The sequence below is a fragment of the Streptomyces sp. CBMA152 genome (genome assembly GCF_014596475.1).
Lineage (GTDB): Bacteria > Actinomycetota > Actinomycetes > Streptomycetales > Streptomycetaceae > Streptomyces.
The window spans coordinates 20,793-39,302 of the sequence record NZ_MECJ01000038.1; the positions used below are offsets into that span (position 1 = coordinate 20,793).

The 18,510-nt window shown below is 71.1% G+C and carries 16 protein-coding genes; 10 read left to right on the plus strand and 6 right to left on the minus strand.

Going from position 1 to position 18,510, the window contains the following annotated elements; translation table 11 throughout:
* The first annotated feature begins 79 nt into the window (after nt 1-79).
* The 3 genes from tdh to BG418_RS37490 are packed head-to-tail and all read left to right on the plus strand — an operon-like array spanning nt 80 to nt 3,242.
* Nucleotides 80-1,108: an L-threonine 3-dehydrogenase gene (tdh, locus tag BG418_RS37480; protein WP_188278546.1), complete on the plus strand. Its 1,029-nt coding sequence runs from the start codon at nt 80-82 to the stop codon at nt 1,106-1,108.
* 41 nt (nt 1,109-1,149) lie between these two features.
* The gene (locus tag BG418_RS37485) at nt 1,150-2,331 is read left to right on the plus strand and encodes a glycine C-acetyltransferase (RefSeq protein ID WP_188278547.1); all 1,182 of its coding nucleotides are present in this window, start codon (nt 1,150-1,152) and stop codon (nt 2,329-2,331) included.
* Nucleotides 2,328-3,242: a LysR family transcriptional regulator gene (locus tag BG418_RS37490; protein WP_188278548.1), complete on the plus strand. Its 915-nt coding sequence runs from the start codon at nt 2,328-2,330 to the stop codon at nt 3,240-3,242. Before BG418_RS37485 ends, BG418_RS37490 begins: the two co-directional genes overlap by 4 nt.
* Nucleotides 3,243-3,311: 69 nt before the next feature.
* On the opposite strand, the gene BG418_RS37495 is transcribed toward BG418_RS37490, so the two are convergent.
* Both BG418_RS37495 and BG418_RS37500 read right to left on the minus strand, forming a co-directional pair.
* Nucleotides 3,312-3,653, minus strand: coding sequence for a hypothetical protein (locus BG418_RS37495; RefSeq protein ID WP_188278658.1), 342 nt, complete (start codon nt 3,651-3,653; stop codon nt 3,312-3,314).
* Nucleotides 3,654-3,739: 86 nt separating this feature from the next.
* Nucleotides 3,740-4,204 (minus strand): anti-sigma regulatory factor, encoded by a 465-nt coding sequence (locus BG418_RS37500; RefSeq protein WP_188278549.1) that lies wholly within the window; start codon nt 4,202-4,204, stop codon nt 3,740-3,742.
* 183 nt (nt 4,205-4,387) lie between these two features.
* Here BG418_RS37500 and BG418_RS37505 point away from each other — a divergent pair, with 183 nt between their 5' ends.
* Nucleotides 4,388-5,248 carry a Scr1 family TA system antitoxin-like transcriptional regulator gene (locus BG418_RS37505; protein WP_188278550.1) on the plus strand — a complete coding sequence of 287 codons (861 nt, stop codon included), beginning with the start codon at nt 4,388-4,390 and terminating at the stop codon, nt 5,246-5,248.
* Nucleotides 5,249-5,485 (plus strand): DUF397 domain-containing protein, encoded by a 237-nt coding sequence (locus BG418_RS37510; protein WP_188278551.1) that lies wholly within the window; start codon nt 5,249-5,251, stop codon nt 5,483-5,485.
* Between the two features lie 63 nt (nt 5,486-5,548).
* Here BG418_RS37510 and BG418_RS37515 read toward each other — a convergent pair whose 3' ends face one another.
* On the minus strand, nt 5,549-7,333 hold the full coding sequence (locus tag BG418_RS37515; RefSeq protein ID WP_188278552.1) for an FAD-dependent oxidoreductase: 1,785 nt from the start codon (nt 7,331-7,333) through the stop codon (nt 5,549-5,551).
* 142 nt (nt 7,334-7,475) lie between these two features.
* Between BG418_RS37515 and BG418_RS37520 the strand changes: the two genes are divergently transcribed.
* Both BG418_RS37520 and phsA read left to right on the plus strand, forming a co-directional pair.
* Nucleotides 7,476-7,895: a YchJ family protein gene (locus tag BG418_RS37520; RefSeq protein ID WP_188278553.1), complete on the plus strand. Its 420-nt coding sequence runs from the start codon at nt 7,476-7,478 to the stop codon at nt 7,893-7,895.
* A gap of 109 nt (nt 7,896-8,004) precedes the next feature.
* Nucleotides 8,005-9,858 (plus strand): O-aminophenol oxidase PhsA, encoded by a 1,854-nt coding sequence (gene phsA / locus BG418_RS37525; protein ID WP_188278554.1) that lies wholly within the window; start codon nt 8,005-8,007, stop codon nt 9,856-9,858.
* A 28-nt stretch (nt 9,859-9,886) separates the two neighbouring features.
* Here phsA and BG418_RS37530 read toward each other — a convergent pair whose 3' ends face one another.
* From BG418_RS37530 to BG418_RS37540, 3 genes are all read right to left on the minus strand, one after another.
* Nucleotides 9,887-11,968, minus strand: a complete 2,082-nt coding sequence (locus BG418_RS37530) for an MDR family MFS transporter (protein WP_188278555.1) — start codon at nt 11,966-11,968, stop codon at nt 9,887-9,889.
* Nucleotides 11,969-12,051: 83 nt separating this feature from the next.
* Nucleotides 12,052-13,035 carry an urea transporter gene (locus BG418_RS37535; RefSeq protein WP_188278556.1) on the minus strand — a complete coding sequence of 328 codons (984 nt, stop codon included), beginning with the start codon at nt 13,033-13,035 and terminating at the stop codon, nt 12,052-12,054.
* A 187-nt stretch (nt 13,036-13,222) separates the two neighbouring features.
* Nucleotides 13,223-14,476: a helix-turn-helix domain-containing protein gene (locus BG418_RS37540; RefSeq protein WP_188278557.1), complete on the minus strand. Its 1,254-nt coding sequence runs from the start codon at nt 14,474-14,476 to the stop codon at nt 13,223-13,225.
* Nucleotides 14,477-15,182: 706 nt separating this feature from the next.
* Between BG418_RS37540 and BG418_RS37545 the strand changes: the two genes are divergently transcribed.
* Genes BG418_RS37545 through BG418_RS37555 form a run of 3 tightly spaced genes read left to right on the plus strand, consistent with a single transcriptional unit; the run spans nt 15,183 to nt 18,510 of the window.
* Nucleotides 15,183-16,643, plus strand: coding sequence for a DUF6801 domain-containing protein (locus BG418_RS37545; RefSeq protein WP_188278558.1), 1,461 nt, complete (start codon nt 15,183-15,185; stop codon nt 16,641-16,643).
* Nucleotides 16,644-16,657: 14 nt separating this feature from the next.
* Nucleotides 16,658-17,689, plus strand: a complete 1,032-nt coding sequence (locus BG418_RS37550) for an ABC transporter ATP-binding protein (RefSeq protein ID WP_188278559.1) — start codon at nt 16,658-16,660, stop codon at nt 17,687-17,689.
* 17 nt (nt 17,690-17,706) lie between these two features.
* On the plus strand, nt 17,707-18,510 hold the full coding sequence (locus BG418_RS37555; RefSeq protein WP_317453892.1) for an ABC transporter permease: 804 nt from the start codon (nt 17,707-17,709) through the stop codon (nt 18,508-18,510).

The following is an 18,510-nucleotide window of genomic DNA, read 5'->3' on the forward strand; positions in this document are numbered from 1 at the left end:
GCTCCCGCTCGGCAGATTAGTGATCAGCCATGGATCCATGGCCTTTCGCCCCCTTTGTACGCGCCCGGGAGCCCCGCCCATGAAGGCCCTTGTCAAGCAGCACGCCGAACCCGGACTGTGGCTCATGGACGTCCCGGAGCCGGAGTACGGAGCCGGTGATGTGCTGATCAAGGTGCTGCGCACCGGCATCTGCGGCACCGACCTGCACATCCGCTCCTGGGACGGCTGGGCGCAGGGCGCGGTGAAGACCCCTCTCGTCCTCGGCCACGAGTTCGTCGGCGAGGTCGCGGCGATCGGCGCGGACGTCCGGGACATCGCGGTCGGCGACCTGGTCAGCGGCGAGGGCCACCTGGTCTGCGGCAAGTGCCGCAACTGTCTCGCGGGCCGGCGCCACCTGTGCCGCTCCACCATCGGCCTGGGCGTGGGCCGCAACGGCGCCTTCGCGGAGTTCGTGGCGCTGCCCGCCTCCAACGTGTGGGTGCACCGCACTCCGGTGGACCTCGACGTCGCCGCGATCTTCGACCCGTTCGGCAACGCCGTGCACACCGCGCTCTCCTTCCCGCTGGTCGGCGAGGACGTCCTGATCACCGGCGCGGGCCCGATCGGCATCATGGCCGCCGCCGTGGCCAAGCACGCGGGCGCCCGTAACGTCGTGATCACCGACGTCAGCCCCGAGCGCCTGGAGATCGCCCGCAAGGCCGGAGCGACCCTCGCCGTGAACGTGGCGCAGTCCTCGATCGCGGACGCGCAGCGCCAGCTCGGTCTGCGCGAGGGCTTCGACATCGGTCTGGAGATGTCCGGCCGCGCCGAGGCCATGCGCGACATGATCGACAACATGACGCACGGCGGCCGCATCGCGATGCTCGGCCTGCCCGCCCAGGAGTTCGCGGTCGACTGGTCGAAGATCGTCACCTCGATGATCACGGTCAAGGGCATCTACGGCCGTGAGATGTTCGAGACGTGGTACGCGATGACGGTGCTGCTCGAAGGCGGCCTCGACCTCAGCCCCGTGATCACCGGCAGCTACGGCTACCAGGACTTCGACGCGGCCTTCGACGAGGCGGCCACCGCCCGCAGTGGCAAGATCATCCTCGACTGGACCGTCTGAGTCCCCTTCTCGGCAGCTACTCGGCATCTAGGAGCCTGAGCATGTACGCGTCCGTCCGCGACGACCTCAAGAACACCCTCGACGAGATCCGCGAGGCCGGCCTCTTCAAGCCCGAGCGGGTGATCTCCTCCCCGCAGAACGCCTCGGTCGCCGTCCCGACCGGCGAGGTCCTGAACTTCTGCGCCAACAACTACCTGGGCCTCGCCGACCACCCCGAGGTGATCACCGCCGCCAAGGAGGCGCTGGACCGCTGGGGCTACGGCATGGCCTCGGTCCGCTTCATCTGCGGCACCCAGGACGTCCACAAGGAGCTGGAGGCGCGCCTGTCGGCGTTCCTCGGCCAGGAGGACACGATCCTCTACTCGTCCTGCTTCGACGCCAACGGCGGTGTCTTCGAGACCCTGCTCGGCGCCGAGGACGCGGTGATCTCCGACGCCCTCAACCACGCCTCGATCATCGACGGCATCCGCCTGTCCAAGGCCGCGCGCTACCGCTACGCCAACCGCGACATGGCCGAGCTGGAGGCGAAGCTCAAGGAGGCGTCGGGCGCCCGCCGCCGCCTCATCGTCACCGACGGTGTCTTCTCGATGGACGGCTATGTCGCCCCGCTCCAGGAGATCTGCGACCTCGCCGACCGCTACGACGCGATGGTCATGGTCGACGACTCGCACGCGGTGGGCTTCGTGGGCCCCGGCGGGCGTGGCACGCCCGAGCTGCACGGCGTGATGGACCGCGTCGACATCATCACCGGCACCCTCGGCAAGGCGCTCGGCGGCGCCTCCGGCGGCTATGTCGCGGCCCGCGCCGAGATCGTCGCCCTGCTGCGCCAGCGCTCGCGCCCGTACCTGTTCTCGAACTCGCTGGCCCCGGTGATCGCGGCCGCCTCCCTCAAGGTCCTCGACCTCCTTGAGTCGGCGGGCGACCTGCGCGACAAGCTCGCGGCCAACACCTCGCTCTTCCGTACGAAGATGACCGAGGCGGGCTTCGAGATCCTGCCCGGCGACCACGCCATCGCGCCCGTCATGATCGGCGACGCCGCTGAGGCCGCCCGCATGGCAGAGCTGCTGCTTGAGCGCGGTGTGTACGTGATCGGCTTCTCCTACCCGGTCGTCCCGATGGGCCAGGCCCGTATCCGGGTCCAGCTCTCGGCCGCCCACTCCACGGCGGACGTGGAGCAGGCCGTGGCGGCGTTCGTCGACGCCCGGGCGACAATGGCCGGGTGATCGACCCGCGCCGGCTCCGTATCCTGCGCGCCGCGGCGGACCACCGTACGGTGACCGCCGCGGCCGCAGCGCTTTATCTGACCCCTTCGGCCGTCTCCCAGCAGCTCGCCGCCCTGGAGCAGGAGACCGGCCACACGCTGCTGATCCGCAGCGGCAAGGGCGTACGGCTCACCGCGGCCGGTGAGATCCTGCTGGAGCACGCCAACGCGGTCCTCGCGCAGCTGGAGCGGGCCGAGGCGGAGCTGGCCGCGTACGCGGGCGGCGAGGCCGGAGACGTGACGGTGACGGCCTTCGCGACCGGTATCGCCGAGGTGCTGGCCCCGGCCGTGGCCCGGCTGCGCGGGACACACCCCATGATCCGGGTGCGGGTGCGGGACGTGGAGGGCGACGAGTCGCTGCCGATGGTCCTGGACGGGGAGGCGGATCTCGCCCTCGCCGTCGAGTACCGGGGCGCGCCCCGCGAGGACGACCGGCGCCTGGTCCGGGTCCCGCTCTACGCCGAGCCCTTCGACGCGGTGCTCCCCGCCGACCACCCGCTGGCGCACGCGCCCGAGGTGCGGCTCTCGGCCCTGTCCGAGGACGACTGGATCGGCCCCTACCCCGGCAACCCGTGCCACGACGTGGTGCTCCTCGCCTGTGAACTCGCGGGATTCGAACCGAAGTTGATCCACTCCTCGGACGACTTCCGCGCGGTGGCGGCGCTCGCCGGAGCGGGCGCGGGCGTGGCGCTGGTGCCCCGCTCGGCCCTGCGCGGCATGGAGCAGAAGAACACGGTGGTACGCCCGGTGGCGGGCCCGGCCGCCACCCGCCGGGTCTTCGCGGCGGTACGCAGTGGCGCCGAGCACCATCCGCTGCTCAGGCCGGTCCTGGAAGCGCTGGTCAGGGCGGCGCAGGGGTTGACGACGGGCTGAGCCCGCGCCGGGGACGGCGGTCCATGGGGCCGGGGAAGACGTCCCAGCCCGGGTCGGCGAGTGCGCGCGTCAGTTCCATGCCGGTGCCGTTCCAGTCAGCTGGCAAACCACCAGGTACAGCGGGATCGGAGGGGTGTACGGGGTCGGGCCGTCCGGGGTGTGGATCAGCCGGCGGCCGACGGTCTCCGGGACGCGGGCGCCCGGGGCGTAACGGGCCGGATGCGGCCAGGTCAGATCGTGGTCCGAGCCGGCGGGGACCAGCCACCACCAGCAGTCCGGGTCCGCGTAGACGCAGCCCGGGCGCGGCAGCCGGGACAGCACCCGGAAGCCGTATGCGGCGGGCACGCCCACCGCGTCGATGCCCTGAAGCGCCGGGAGCGACGGCGGCGGCACCAGTATGCCGCCGCCGATCGCTCCGGCGCCCCCGTGCGAGCCAGGCCCCCAAGGCCCCCCAGCCTGTTCCTGGCCGCCTCTGGACAGAAGAGTCCGTGAACCTCTCAACACGCTCGGCCCGCCCCGAGCCGGGCCCAGACGATGCGCCCCGGGCCGTGCGGAACGTCGTGCGCGCCCCATGCCACGCTGAGCGCGTCGACCAGCAGCAGCCCGCGCCCGCGCTCCTCGCTCGCGGCCGCGTCGCACAGGGTGGGCCCGCCGGCCCCGTACCCCTGGTCGCGGACGGCGACCGTCAACTGGCCGTCGGTGAAGCAGAGTTCGCAGGACACCTGGGTGCCCGCGGTGTGGACGACGGCGTTGGTGACGAGTTCCGAGATGACCAGGGCCGCCTCGTCGCCCAGCTCCTCGCCCAGGCCCCAGCGGGTCACGAGCTCGGCGGTGTGGTGACGGGCGGCGCCGACGGACTCGGGGCGAGCGGTCAGCTCGAACGAGTACCGGCGGACATCGGCGACGGAGACAGCGGGAGCCGCGGCTATGAGCTGCGGGACGAGCGCGTTACCAAGTGCCACGACCGGTTCCTCACAGTGGGGAAGCGGCGTCGCGCGCGACAGCCGCATGTGCTGGCGTTCACCGCCCTACCTTCCACCCATCCGTGACACTTGGCAAGGGGCACTCTGAAAAATGCAGAGTGCTGTTTTCTGCGCTGAGGTGGCATGGCACACTGCTCGGCAACAGGGTTAGGGGAGGAAGACGTGAGTGAACCCCGGTCCGCCCCGACCGTGGGGCAGGTCGTGCTGGGCAGACGCCTGCAGGACCTGCGTGAGCGGGCCGGCCTCAAGCGCGAAGAGGCGGCGAAGGTGCTGCGCGTCGCCCCGGCCACGATCCGCCGGATGGAGACGGCCGAGGTCGCGCTGAAGATCCCGTACGTACAGCTGCTGCTCAAGGCGTACGGCATCGGCGACGAGGAGACCGACGGGTTCGTCGCGCTCGCCGAGGAGGCCAACAAGCCGGGGTGGTGGCAGCGCTTCCACGACATCCTGCCCGACTGGTTCAGCATGTACGTGAGCCTGGAGGGGGCCGCGTCGCTCATCCGGACGTACGAGCCGCACTTCGTTCCGGGACTGCTCCAGACCGAGGACTACGCGCGTTCCGTGATGATCAGCGGCGCGCTCGGGGCGACCAAACCCGCCGACATAGACCGGCATGTGGCGCTGCGCATGGAGCGCCAGTCGCTGCTCACCCGGCCGGACGCCCCGCGCTTCTGGGCGATCATGGACGAGACCGTGGTGCGCCGCCCGGTCGGCAGCCGGGCCGTGCTGCGCGGGCAGCTCGACCGGCTCCTCGAAGCCGCCGAACTGCCCCATGTGACGCTCCAGATGGCGGAGTTCGCGACCGGTCACCACCCGGGGACGTACGGCCCGTTCGTCCTGTTCAGATTCGCCGTGCCGGAGCTCCCGGACATGGTCTACAGCGAGTACCTGACGGGAGCCGTCTATCTCGACGCGCGCCCCGAGGTGGCGACCCACCTCGAAGTCATGGATCGCATGGCGGCCCAGGCCGCGACTGCGCAACGCACGAAGGAGATCCTGGCGGATCTCCGCGAGGAGCTGTGAATGGATCACATCTACAACGGCATGCCGGCCCGCGATCTCGGGACCGAGGGCTGGCACAAGCCGTGGAGCGGCGGGAACGGCGGCAACTGCGTCGAGGCCATGAAGCTGGCCGACGGCCGGGTCGCGGTGCGCCAGTCGGCCGACCCGGAGGGTCCCGCTCTGATCTACACCAGCAACGAGATCGCCGCGTTCATCCTCGGCGCCAAGTCGGGCAAGGCCGACTTCCTGCTGACGTGATCCCTTCCCTGTCCCCTTTCTTAGGAGTAACGATTCTGCGTACGGCTGTCACGCCGCCGCCCCTCACCCCACGTCGAACACGTTGGGCAGACCGAGGCGGTAGCGGAACCGGTCGTCGCGCTTGAGCAGATCCAGCTCCGGCGCGCTGTAGAGCGGCGTGACCGTGCAGCGCGGCGCGGTCGAACCCGTACGGTCCAGAAGGGCGTTGGCGGCCAGGCGGCCCGAGGTGTTGGCGCCCTCCATCGTCGCCAGGTCGATGGGGACGGCCACATAGTCGCCCGCCAGGAAGAAGTTGGGGATCTTCGTGGCCGCCGAGGGGCGGTTGTGGAAGGTGCCCACCGGGTGGATCAGGAGCTCGTCCTCGTTCTTCGGCTCCGGGGTGCCGATCCCCGAGACGCCCGGGTCCAGGAACCACGAGTGCAGCTTGCCGTCGCTGAGGACCTGCCTCCCGGTGTCGTTGACGGCGGCCTTCAGCTGCGCCCACACCTCGCGCGCGACCTCCTCGCGGGTGCACTGCTTGGCCGTCTTCCCGTACAGCATCCCGGGCTTGTCCCACTCGGAGATGTCCACCGAGAGGCAGTCCACCACCGCCCCGTCGCCGTAGTCGACCGGGAAGTCGTGGTGCGGCCAGTGCTCGGCCTGGGCGATCGCGGTCAGGGACCAGGGGGAGTCGATGCAGTCGAAGTGGCCGTGGACGACGTCCGGGCGTTCGGTGAGATAGAACTGGATGCCCGTCATCCAGTCCGTGCGCAGCTTGTCGCAGCGGGCCAGCTGCGGGTCGGCGGCGCGCAGGGCGGAGTTCCAGGTGAGCCGGGCGTGCTCGACCGGCAGCGCGCAGACGAAGTGGTCGGCGCCGACCGTGCGGCGCACGCCGTCCGGGTCCTCGACCATCGCCGCCGTCACCTTCGACCCGTCGTACGCGAAGTCCCGCAGCGTCCAGCCCATCTTGAACTCGACGCCCAGCGAACGTAGTTGGGCCACCCATGGGTCGATCCATGCCTCGTTGGTGGGGGCGTTGAGGATGCGGTCGAGGGGGCCGTCCGCGCCCCGGCCGAGCGCGTTGAAGACGAACGCCTCAAGGAGCGAGCCCACCGTGCGGGTGCTCGCCTCCTCCGCCTTGGTCGCCACGATGTTGCGGGTGACGCCGACCGCGAGGATGCGCTGGTACTCGTAACTCATCTGTCCGGCCCGGGTGAACGTCCACCACGGCGTCTTCTCCCACTGGTCGTTGCGGCGTTCGTCGCAGCTGGTGAGGAAGGTGACCAGGCGGTCCGCGAAGTACGCGACCTCGCGTGCGGGCAGCCGCTGGAAGGTGCCGAGCACCCCGGTGAGCGCGCGCCGCAGCGCGTCCAGGGTGAGCTGCTGGGGAGTGCCCGACCAGGGCAGCGGGAGACGCAGGTCCTCGTAGCCGGTGCGCGCGAACATCATCTCCTTGGGCGCGACGAGGTTGTCCCAGACGCCGTTGGCGTTGCCCGGGAAGGGGATGCGCCGCAGGGTGTCCGGCAGGTTGTGGTAGATCCCGGGGATGAAGCGGAAGCCGTGCTCGGCGGGGAGCGGGGAGCGGCCGCCCCGGGCGCTGTCCGGTACGTCCATGCTGCGTGCCTTGCCGCCGAGGGCGCGCCGCTCGTAGAGGGTGACGTGGAAGCCGCGTTCGACGAGCTCGTGGGCGGCGGTGAGCCCGGCCACCCCGCCGCCGAGCACCACGACCGACTGTCCGGCCTGCGGTGCCGCCGCCGAACGCCCGGCGGCCACGGCGGGCACCGCCGCCTCGATCCCCAGGGCGGTCGCCGCGCCCGCCACCGCCGTCCCCGCGACAAACGTGCGCCGCGTACTGCCCGTTCGCTCCATGATGCCCCCTATTACCGGTGGTAACAGTGATGTCGGCGCAGGAGCATACGGTCGCGGCGGTCAGGCCGGAAGACGTATTCGGGCCCGGTGTTCGGGTGCGGTCGGCCAATTCGCACGGTTTCCCATGTGGTCAGATAGGGGCATGGCTCGACGCACTTCCCGCCCCGCCCGTCCCACCGCCCCCAAGGACTGCCCCTGCGGGCTGCCCGCGCCCTACGCCGAGTGCTGTGGGCGCTACCACTCGGGGCAGGCGGCCGCGCCCACCGCCGAGGCCCTGATGCGCTCCCGATTCAGTGCGTTCGCGGTCGGCGACGAGCCGTATCTGCTGCGCACCTGGCACCCCGACAACCGGCCCGAGAGTCTCGACCTCGACCCGGCGATGCGCTGGACCCGCCTGGAGATCCTGGACACCACGGACGGCAGCGCCTTCCACACCACCGGCACGGTCACCTTCCGCGCCCACTACACCCACGACGGCGCCACGGACTCGCTCCGCGAGCAGAGCCGGTTCGTACGGTACGAGGGCGCGTGGGTGTATCTGGACGCGGTGTTCACGGACTGAGTCCTGCATCGCGCGTACTCGACCTCATATGTCAGGGGCTGAACCCCTTAGGTCCAGATGGCGTCTTTTCCCGCGAGCGCGGCCGTGACGGCCGGGATCAGGGGGAAGTATGTCCGAGGTGAACGAGAACACCGCAGGGGACGAACTCGTCCCGTACATCGACCCGTTGCCGGTTCCCAAGGTGCTGCGGCCCGCGTCGGCCGACGTGCTGCGGGAGACCGAGATCGCCATCCGCCCCACCTGGGTGCGGCTGCACAGCCAACTGCCGCCCACCCTGATGTGGGGTTACGACGGCACCGTGCCCGGGCCCACCATTGAGGTGCGGCGCGGGCAGCGGATCCGGCTCGCCTGGACCAACCGTGTGCCGGAGGGCAGCGAGTATCCGGTCACCTCCGTCGAGGTGCCCGCACGTCCGCCGGGCACACCGCCCGCCAGCACCGAGCCGGGCCGCGAGGGCGCCGTGCCCAACCCGGACGTGGCCGCACTGCCCGCCTGGGTGGTGACGCATCTGCACGGCGCCCGCACCGGCGGCGGCAACGACGGCTGGGCCGACAACGCCGTGGGGCACGGCGACGCGCAGCTGTCCGAGTACCCGAACGACCACCGGGCCGTGCAGTGGTGGTACCACGACCACGCCATGAACATCACCCGGTTCAACGTGTACTCCGGGCTCGTCGGCACGTATCTGCTGCGCGACGACGAGGAGGACGCGCTGCGGCTGCCGGGCGGGGAGCGGGAGATGCCGCTGATCCTCGCCGACCGGAACATCGACACCGACGACGAGGGGCAGCTCAACGGGCGGCTGCTGCACAAGACCGTCGTCATCGACCCGAAGAACGCGGAGACCGGTATGCCGGTGACGCTGCCGTTCTCCGGCCCGTTCACCACGGTCAACGGAGTCATCTGGCCGTATCTCGACGCCGAGGCCGCCTGGTACCGCTTCCGGCTGGTCAACGCCTCCAACGCGCGCATCTACGACCTGGTGCTGCTCGACGAGGACGACACCCCGGTGCCGGGCGTGCTCCACCAGATCGGCAGCGACGGGGGACTGCTGCCCGCCCCGGTGCCGCTCGACTTCGACACGGCGCTGCCCACTCTCACCGTGGCGCCCGCCGAGCGCCTGGACCTGCTCCTGGACCTGCGGGCGCTGGCGGGCCGCAGTCTGCGCCTGGTCAACAAGGGCGCGGGCCAGGCGGCCGGGGTGCCCGACCCGGTCAACAACGTCCGCTATCCGCACGTGATGGAGTTCCGGGTGCGCGAGTGCGCCGAGCCCGACGACTTCGTCCTGCCCCGGGTGCTCTCCGGCTCCTTCCGGCCCTACGAGCACGGGCAGATCCAGCACGGGCACCGCCTGATCGTGCTGACCACGCCCGGAACCGTCGGGGGCGGCGGCCATCCCGAGATCTGGGAAATGGCCGAAGTCGCCGACGGCCAGGTCGAGTTGCCCACCGACGGCGTCATCCAGCTGAAGGGCGCCGACGGCACGGTGAAGACGTACCGCCGGATCTCCCGCACCATGAACGACGCGCTGGGCTTCACCGTCGCCGAGGGCGCCTACGAGCAGTGGAGCTTCCTCAACCTCGGCGGCCCCGTCCACCCGATGCACGTCCACCTCGCCGACTTCCAGGTGATGGGCCGGGACGCGTACACCGTCGACGGCTTCGACCTGAAGCTCGGCGGCACGCGCACGCCGGTGACGTACGACCCGAGCCGGGTCATCCCGCTCGCGCCCAACGAGCACGGGTTCAAGGACGTGTTCCGGATCCCGCCCGGTCAACTGGTGCGCGTACTGGGGAGGTTCGACGGCGCGTACGGGCGGTTCATGTACCACTGCCATCTGCTGGAGCACGAGGACATGGGCATGATGCGGCCGTATGTGGTCGCCCCGGCGCAGGCGCTGAAGTTCGACCACATGGCCGGGCACGGCGGCCACGACGGGCACAACGGCCACGAGGGCCACTGAGCTCAGGTGACGCCAGGAACGGACCTGGTCAGTGCACCGCCGCGCCGACCTTCTCGCGGTCGGCCGGCGGCAACCCGTTGGCCAGGTCCTCGGCGAGCAGGCGTTTGGCGATGGCGTCGGCGGCGGCCCGCAGCTCCGCGCTGCGCGGCCGTCCCCGGTCCTTCTCCAGCTGCTCGTTGAGCCAGTCCGACCAGGAGGTGGCGATCGCGCCCACCTCGCGCCGGCCGCCCTCGGTGAGCATGAAGTAGGTGTCCTCGCGGGTGAGGAAGCCCTCGTCGACCATCCGTTGGAAGACCGGCACCAGGACCTCCGGCGGCACATGGCGGCGGGCCGCGATCAGGCCGAGGCTCGCGTGGCCGACCATCCTGGTGAACAGTTCCACCTGCATCACGGCCCAGGCCCCCGCCATGTCGAGCCGGGAGTCGGAACGGGTCACGACATGGCGGGCGGTGTCGATGCCCGCACCGCGGACGATCTTTCCGACCGACAGTTCCAGGAGCTTCTGCGAGTCACCGGTGGACGGCTGCGCGAAGCCCTCGCCCATGTCGGTGGAGGAGGACCGCGCGGTGTCGCGCAGCTCCACCTGCTTGAGGAAGAGCGCCACCACGAACCCGACGGCCGCCACCGGTACGGTCCACAGGAAGACGGTGTGCAGCGAGTCGGCGTACGCGTCGACGATCGGTCCGGACGCGGCGGCGGGCAGCTTGTGCAGCCCGCCGGGCGACTGCGCGGCCTTCGCGAGCTGCGCGGGGGCGAGGCCGCTCGCCCGCGCGGCGGCGGCCACCCCGTCGGCGAGCTGGGGCTTGAGGGTGTTGGCGTAGATCGTGCCGAAGACCGCGGTGCCGAAGGAGCTGCCGAGCGTACGGAAGAAGGTGACGCCGGAGGTGGCGGTGCCGAGGTCCGTGTAGTCGACGGTGTTCTGCACGGCGATCGTCAGGACCTGCATGCACAGCCCGATGCCGAGGCCGAGCACCAGCATGTACAGCGACTCCAGCCAGGCCCCGCTGCCCGGTCCCATCAGGGACAGCAGATACAGCCCGACGCCCATCACCAGCGCGCCGACGATCGGGAAGATCCGGTACTGGCCGGTCTTGCTCACCACGTTGCCGCTGAAGATCGAGGCGATGAGCAGGCCGATGACCATCGGCAGGGTGCGTACGCCCGAGATGGTGGCCGAGTCGCCGTCCACGTACTGGAGATACGTCGGCAGGAAGGTCATCGCGCCGAGCATCGCGAAGCCGACGATGAAGCTGAGGACCGAGCAGACGGTGAAGACGGGGTTGCGGAACAGCCGCATCGGCAGCATCGGTTCGACGGCCCGGGTCTCGGCCCAGCAGAACAGGGCGAGCGCGAGCACCCCGCACACGAAGAGCGCGAGGATGGTGGGCGAGGACCAGGCGTACTCGTTGCCGCCCCAGCTCGTCGCCAGGATCAGGGCGCTCGCGCCGGCCGCGACCAGACCGATGCCGAGGTAGTCGATCACCGGTTTGGCCACCGAGCGGACCGCCGGGATGTTGCGGGCGGCGGCGATCACCACGAGGACGGCGATGGGCACGTTGACGTAGAACGCCCAGCGCCAGCTCAGATGGTCCGTGAACAGCCCGCCGAGCAGCGGCCCGATGACCGTCGAGACACCGAACACCGCGCCGATCGCGCCCTGGTACTTGCCCCGGTCCCGCAGCGGGATCACATCGGCGATCAGCGCCATCGCGGTGACCATGAGCCCGCCCGCGCCGATGCCCTGGAGCGCCCGCCAGGCGATGAGCAGGGACATGTTGGTCGCGAGCCCGCACAGGAACGAGCCGGTGATGAAGATGATCGCGGAGACCTGGAAGACCACCTTGCGGCCGAACAGGTCGCCGAACTTGCCGACGAGCGCGGTCGCAACCGTCTCCGCGAGCAGATACGAGGTGACCACCCAGGACATATGGGCCGCGCCGCCGAGGTCGGAGACGATGGTCGGCAGGGCGGTGCCGACGATGGTCTGGTCGAGCGCGGCGAGCAGCATCCCGAGCATGATCGTGCCGAAGACGATGTTCCGCTGACGGACGTCCAGCACGGGCGGCGCGGCGGCGGGTGCCGGTGGTGCGGTGTCGCTGGCAGTGCTCACCCCTGCACCCTCACACCGCCGCAGGTGGGGCGCATGCCGTGTAGGCCGAGCGGATGAAGCGGTACGGGGACGGCGATACGGGGTTACGCGACGGTGCGGGCCGGCTCCTCCGAGGGCTGCGTACCCGTGCGCCGCAGCCTCGGCAGGGCCGGGACCGAGGCCAGGAAGACCAGCGTGGTCAGGACGAACGGCCAGGTGAACGGCTGGCCCCCGGCCGGGGCGAACAGCGCGCTCAGCGCCGGGCCGAGCACGGTCGCGGCCGCCGCGCCCACCACCGCGAACCCCAGGCTCCACCGGTCGGCCGCGAGCAGCGCCCCGCACAGCGCGATGGCCACCAGTACGGCGTTGTAGCCCATCGTGCCGTCCGCGATCCGCTCGGCCGGGGCGCCGAGCGCCCACGCGGTGAGGATGCCGACGGCACTGCCCGCGCACGCCATCGCGCCCGCGAGCCGGTCGGCGGCGAAGATCCCGGCGAGGAAGATCAGCCCCACGTACCACTGGGGCATCAGGAAGATCTGGGCGACGTTCGCGAAGAATCCGTGCACCACATCGCGCAGGCCCAGCTCGACCGGTCCCTCGGCGGCCCGGGCGAGCGCGGCCGGGCCCTCGCCGTGGTGCCACACCTTGCGAAAGCCGGGCGCCGCGATCGTCATGGCGCTCGCCGTCAGACAGAAGGGGAGCGTCAGCGTGGGCAGCCCCCAGGTGCGCAGCACCGTGGCGGTGCCCCCGGCGACGACCGTGACCACCGCGCAGCCACCCGCCGCGAGCAGCGCGGTGGACAGATGCCCGGCGCCGAGGCTGACCGCGAAACCGACCGCGACCAGGCAGGCGTTGAACCCTTCGAGCCCGGCGGCGACCCGGCCCCGCTCCACCCCGAGGAGCTGGGCGGTGGCGGTGCCCACGGCGGTGCCGAGCAGCCCGTACAGGCCGTACGGCCAGCCCGCGACGAAGAGCCCCACCGAGAATACGGCACCGGTCACGGCGCTCGGTATGAAGTCGACCTGCGCCTGGCCGCGCAGGACATGAACGGCGAACCGGCCCCAATGCCCGCCACGCGACTGCGCCATCTGACCCCTCCCGCCCCACCGACAACACCCGTTTGAGGGCCATGCGACGGGCCCAGGGCACTGTACGGGCGAGGGGCCGGGCGGCGGCAGATGTTCCGCCTGGTCGGAACCTCCCACAATCGCCGGGCCGCAGCCACGCAACGCACGACGGGCGGCCGGCGGTCGGTTCCGTGTTCCTCAGCGTTCCTCAGCGCGACCGGGCGGGGGAGCGGGTGGCCCGGGGCGCGGGGGCGGGCCGGGGTGCGGCGGACTCGCGCAGATGCATCGCGCGCAGCACGATCTCGGTGGCGAACCGGTGGTCGGGGTCGCTCAGACGGCGGCCGAACGCCGCGTCCAGGTTCCGCATGCGATAGCGGACCGTCTGCGGGTGGATGTGCAGCGCCTCGCCGATCTGGGCGGCGGTGCCACGGGTCGCGAGCCAGGTGCGCAACGTCTCGGTGAGCCGGGCGCGGCGGGTCGCCGTCTGGCCCTGGAGCGGCGCCAGTTCACGCGCCGCGAGCTGCTCGACGAGCGCCGGGTCGGACATCAGGAGCAGCGTGACCAGATGGTCCGCGCAGTGGATGACCGGCGCCTCCTTGATGATCCCCGCCTGGGCGAGTCCGAGCGTCTGGCGCGCCCAGCGCAGCGAGTCGCCCGCACCGGCGAGCGCCACCGTGGGACCGACCGCCGCCCGCGCCCCCGCGAGCGCCTGGGCCAGTGCCTGATGGCGGCCGGTGTCCATGGCACCCGGCACCAGGAGGTACGGCTGGGGGTCGCCCAGATCCATCAGCATGTCGCCGTGCAGCGCGGTACGGGCCGGGCGGGCGCCCGCGCTCAGGGCGACCAGGCACAGCTCCTCGGGAAGCCGCCAGCCCGCCCGGCCGGCGAGCTCGACGAGGGTCGCCTGCGGCGTCGCGTTCCCGGACACGATCAGCCGCAGGATCTTTCTTCGTAACTCGTCGGGACCCTCACCGGCCGACGCCCTGGCCTCCAGATACCCCTCGCTGGCCAGTGCCTCCAACTGGTCCATGTACGCGAAGAGGGTGTCCGCGAACGAGAGCATGAAGACGGGGGAGAGTTTGTAGCGCTTGCCCAGCTTCTTGGTGTGGCGCAGCGCGACGCGCGCGCCCACCCGGAAGGTGCCGCGCAGGGTGTCGAGGCTCCGGCCCTCGGCGGCGGCGTACCGGCCGAAGGTGCGGATCATCTCGTCGCGCAGCGGCGAGGGCACCGAGGGCCGCACCACCTGGTCGACGAAGATGGTCAGGCTCTGCTCGATCGCCGAGTGCACGAACCGGCCGTGCGGTCCCGCGATGACCTCCGCGTACTCCGGATACGCGCGCAGCACCTCCGCCTTGATCTCGTCGAGCAGCGACGGGAGTTCGGGCCGCATGATGGTGGCGAGCTCCCGGGGGATCGGTCCCAGCTGCTCGCCGGAGGCCGAGGTGTGGAGGGCGTTCGGCATGCGGGGGTCCCTTTCACTGGCCGCGACGTTCGGCTCGACGGTCGGCGGTCGGCGCGAGTGGGTGACGCCCCGCAGGCCCCGGTCCCGGGCCGCCGTCAGCACACAGTCAACTCACAACATCTGCAACATAGACCAGCCCGGGCCCGAAGGCACCCGTGCGGACGGGGAAATGTGTGGGAGGCATCGGGTGCGTGTTCCGGCCGCCCGCAAAGGCAAGGCCGTTGACTCGTGTACGAAATTCCCGTGGTGTTGTTCGTGCCTGCGGCATAACGCTCGTACGCATGGCACTACGGCCGGATTCGACCCTCTGCTATTGCACGGTCGCATTACCCGCGCATAGCGTCGGCGCTGCCACGGGCCGACGCCCTCGCCACCCCTCTCGGCGAGCGATCGACGTCCGTTCCGGGGGCCGCGGCCCCTGCCCCAGGAAGCGGCCCCAGGCGGGGCCCCGCGATCCGTCCCCCCGGATCGTGGGGCCCCGCCCTTTTGCGTGCTCGGGATGTGTGCCGCGGTTGATAAAGCGAGCAACCGGAATTGTGGCGCCGGTGACAAATACCGGGCGCTGGGCGAGGAGATCGAAGATTCGCACGGAACCGGTATTGCGACCGAGGGTTACTCGTACGTAACGTCACGGCGACACGGCTCGTTCGAGGCGGCGCAACCGCTATTCCGGGGTGAACCAGGGGCGAATCAGGGGAGAAGGGCCATGAGTGGTGCATTCGACCGGCGCCGCGCGGCCATGGCCGCCGCGCTGGGCATCCTCGCGCTTCTCCTCGGTCTCGTTCCGGCATCCGGGACGATTGCGCGGGACCGGAAGACGGGCGTTCAGGCCATTTATGACTGTACGTCAGGGACCGTACGAAGTCGGGCCGTTGTGGACTTCGACGCGGCATATCCGCAGGGTGGTCGACCGGGGCAGCCGTTACGGGTCGAGGGGTTCACCGTACGCCCCGAGCTCACCCCCGAGGTGGTCGCGGCGCTGATGCCCACTGGCACCACCGAGCTCTCCGGGACCGCCCGCCTCGCCGTCGAGGTCGCCCAGAACGGACGCACTGTCGCGGCCGACTGGTCGGGGCTTGTCGCACCTCGCGTCGTGCTGGACGCGGGTGGCTCGCGGCCGGCTTTCGGGGGTGAGGTGCCGATGGTGACGGTTGCGGGGGCGGGTGAAGTAACGCTCACCGCACGGGAGTTGATGCTCACGTTGCTGCCATCCAGGGGAGCGGTAGCGTCTGAGGGAAGCGCGACGCCCGCGCCCGTGTCTGGTACTCCCACCCCGTCCCCGGCGCCCGGCCCGGTCGAGCTGCGCTGCTCGCCGGAGACCCCGCCCGGCCCGCTTCTCGCCGCCTGGCCCGTGGCCGAGCCCGCGACCGGCGGCCCCCCGGACGTCCACACAGCCACCCCGACACCGACCACCAACGCCCCCAGGACGACCCCGCCCCCCATCCAAGTCGGCCCCGGCAAGCTCGGCCAAGCGCCCAACTGTCCGGCCGACCTCCCGCCCGGCGAGCTCGACCGGACGCGGTTGCCGCAGCCCCCGCCCGGTGCGACCGAGAGCCGGCTCGACGCCTCGCTCTGTGTGGTGGCCGTCGGCTACGCCACCGTCGCCAAGCTCGGCAGCGCGCTGGTCATCAACGATCCGCACGGCACCCCCGGGCTGCTCCACCTCGACCTCGGCAAGCGCACGGTGAGCGCCCCCGACTACGACGAGTCGGACTCGGTCGGCATCCTGGGCTTCCCCGACGCCGAGGCCACCTTCCTCGCCTTCGGCTTCCAACCCACCAGCGCGAAGGTCCACTTCGAGGCGGGGCCGGTCACCGTCGTCAACATCCGGCGCGGCCGGACGTTCACCACCGCCATCGCCTACCGCCAGTACCTGCGCCTGTACGACCTGCGCGTCAACGGCGTCCCGATGGACGTCGGGCCGCACTGCCGGACCTCGCGCCCGATCGACACGGCCCTCTCCGGTGCGTACGACTTCCTCACCGGCGGGGTCCTCGACGGGAAGATCGCCATCCCGCCGTTCGCGGGGTGCGGCAGCCGGGGCGAGGACCTGTCGCCGCTGTTCACCGCCACCCTGTCGGGCCCGGGCAACCCCGTCCGGATCCAGCAGGGGCGGCTCGCGGGGGCCGGCAGCGCCCCGCCCGTCCCCGAACTGCCCAAGCGCTGAGGAGCCGCCGAGCCATGGGAATCGACGTGGTCGTCGAGGGGCTGACCAAGACCTTCGGACGGCAGACCATCTGGCAGGACGTCACGCTCACCCTGCCCGCCGGGGAGATCAGCGTGATGCTCGGCCCCTCCGGCACCGGCAAGACGGTCTTCCTCAAGGCGATCGTGGGACTGCTGCGGCCGGACGCGGGCCGGGTGCTGGTCGACGGCGTCGACATGGCCAACAGCCGTGAACGGGACGTCTACGAGGCCCGCAAGCTCTTCGGGCTGCTCTTCCAGGACGGGGCGCTGTTCGGCTCGATGACGCTCTTCGACAACATCGCCTTCCCGCTGCGCGAGCACACCCGTAAGAAGGAGTCGGAGATCCGCCGGATCGTCATGGAACGCATGGACACCGTCGGACTGGCCGGTGCGGAACGGAAGTTGCCCGGGGAGATCTCCGGCGGGATGCGCAAGAGGGCCGGGCTCGCCCGGGCCCTGGTGCTCGACCCGCAGATCATCCTCTGCGACGAACCGGACTCCGGCCTCGACCCGGTCCGTACCTCGTACCTCTCGCAACTGCTCATCGACATCAACACCGAGCTCGACGCGACGATGCTGATCGTCACCCACAACCTCGACATCGCCACCACCGTCCCCGACAACATGGGCATGCTGTTCTGCCGCGACCTCGTCGCGTTCGGGCCCCGTGAGGTGCTGCTGACCAGCGAGGAGCCGGTGGTCGAGCAGTTTCTCGGCGGACACCGGGCCGGGCCCATCGGGATGTCCGAGGAGAAGGACCGGGCGACCATCGCCCGCGAGGCCTCGCACGGCCTCGTCGCGGGCCCGCCCACCCGGCGCACGGTCGCCCCCCAACTCCAGCCCACCCCCGGCCTGCCGGTCCGCCGTGCGGTCCAGCGCCGCCGCGACCGGGTGCGCGGGCTGCTCGACTCCCTGCCGCCGGCGGCCCGCGCGGCCGTCGAGGCGGACCTGAGCGGAGTCCCGGACGGCGACACGCTCGTACGGACCCGGCCGCTGTCCACGTACGACGGCGGAGCGCCCGCGTGAGCGCCCCGGCCGAGTCGGTGAGCGGCCCCGGCGCGCCCTCGCCCCGGCCCCCGCTACGGATCCTCAACCCGCTGCGCGAGACGGGCAAGCTGTTCGCGCTCGGCTGGACCGTGGTGCGCCTCACGTTCCGGCGGCCGTTCCAGGTGCGGGAGTTCATCGAGCAGTTCTGGTTCATCGCCAGTGTGACCATCCTGCCCGCGATGCTGGTGACGATCCCGTTCGGCGCGGTCATCGCGCTCCAAGTGGGCTCGCTCATCGAGCAGTTCGGCGCCCAGTCGTTCACCGGCGGCGCGAGCGTCCTCGTCCTGGTCCAGCAGGCCAGTCCGCTGATCGTGTCGCTGCTGATCTCGGGGGTGGCGGGCTCGGCGATCTGTGCGGACCTGGGCTCGCGGACGATCCGCGAGGAGCTGGACGCCATGGAGGTCATGGGCGTCTCCCCGGTGCAGCGTCTCGTCGTACCGAGGGTGCTGGCGGTGATGTCGGTCGGGCTGCTTCTGAACGGCCTGGTCTCGGTCGTCGGCACGCTCGGCGGCTACTTCTTCAACGTGATCATGCAGCACGGCACCCCCGGCGCGTATCTGGCCAGCTTCTCCTCGCTCGCCCAGCTCTCCGACCTGCTGATCGGCGAGTTCAAGGCGGTGGTCTTCGGCTTCATCGCCGGGGTCGTCGCCGCCTACCGGGGCCTCAACCCCAAGGGCGGCCCGAAGGGTGTCGGCGACGCCGTGAACCAGTCGGTGGTCTTCACCTTCCTGATCCTGTTCTTCGTGAACATGGTGCTGACGGCGTTCTACCTCCAGCTCGTCCCGTCGAAGGGGCTCTGA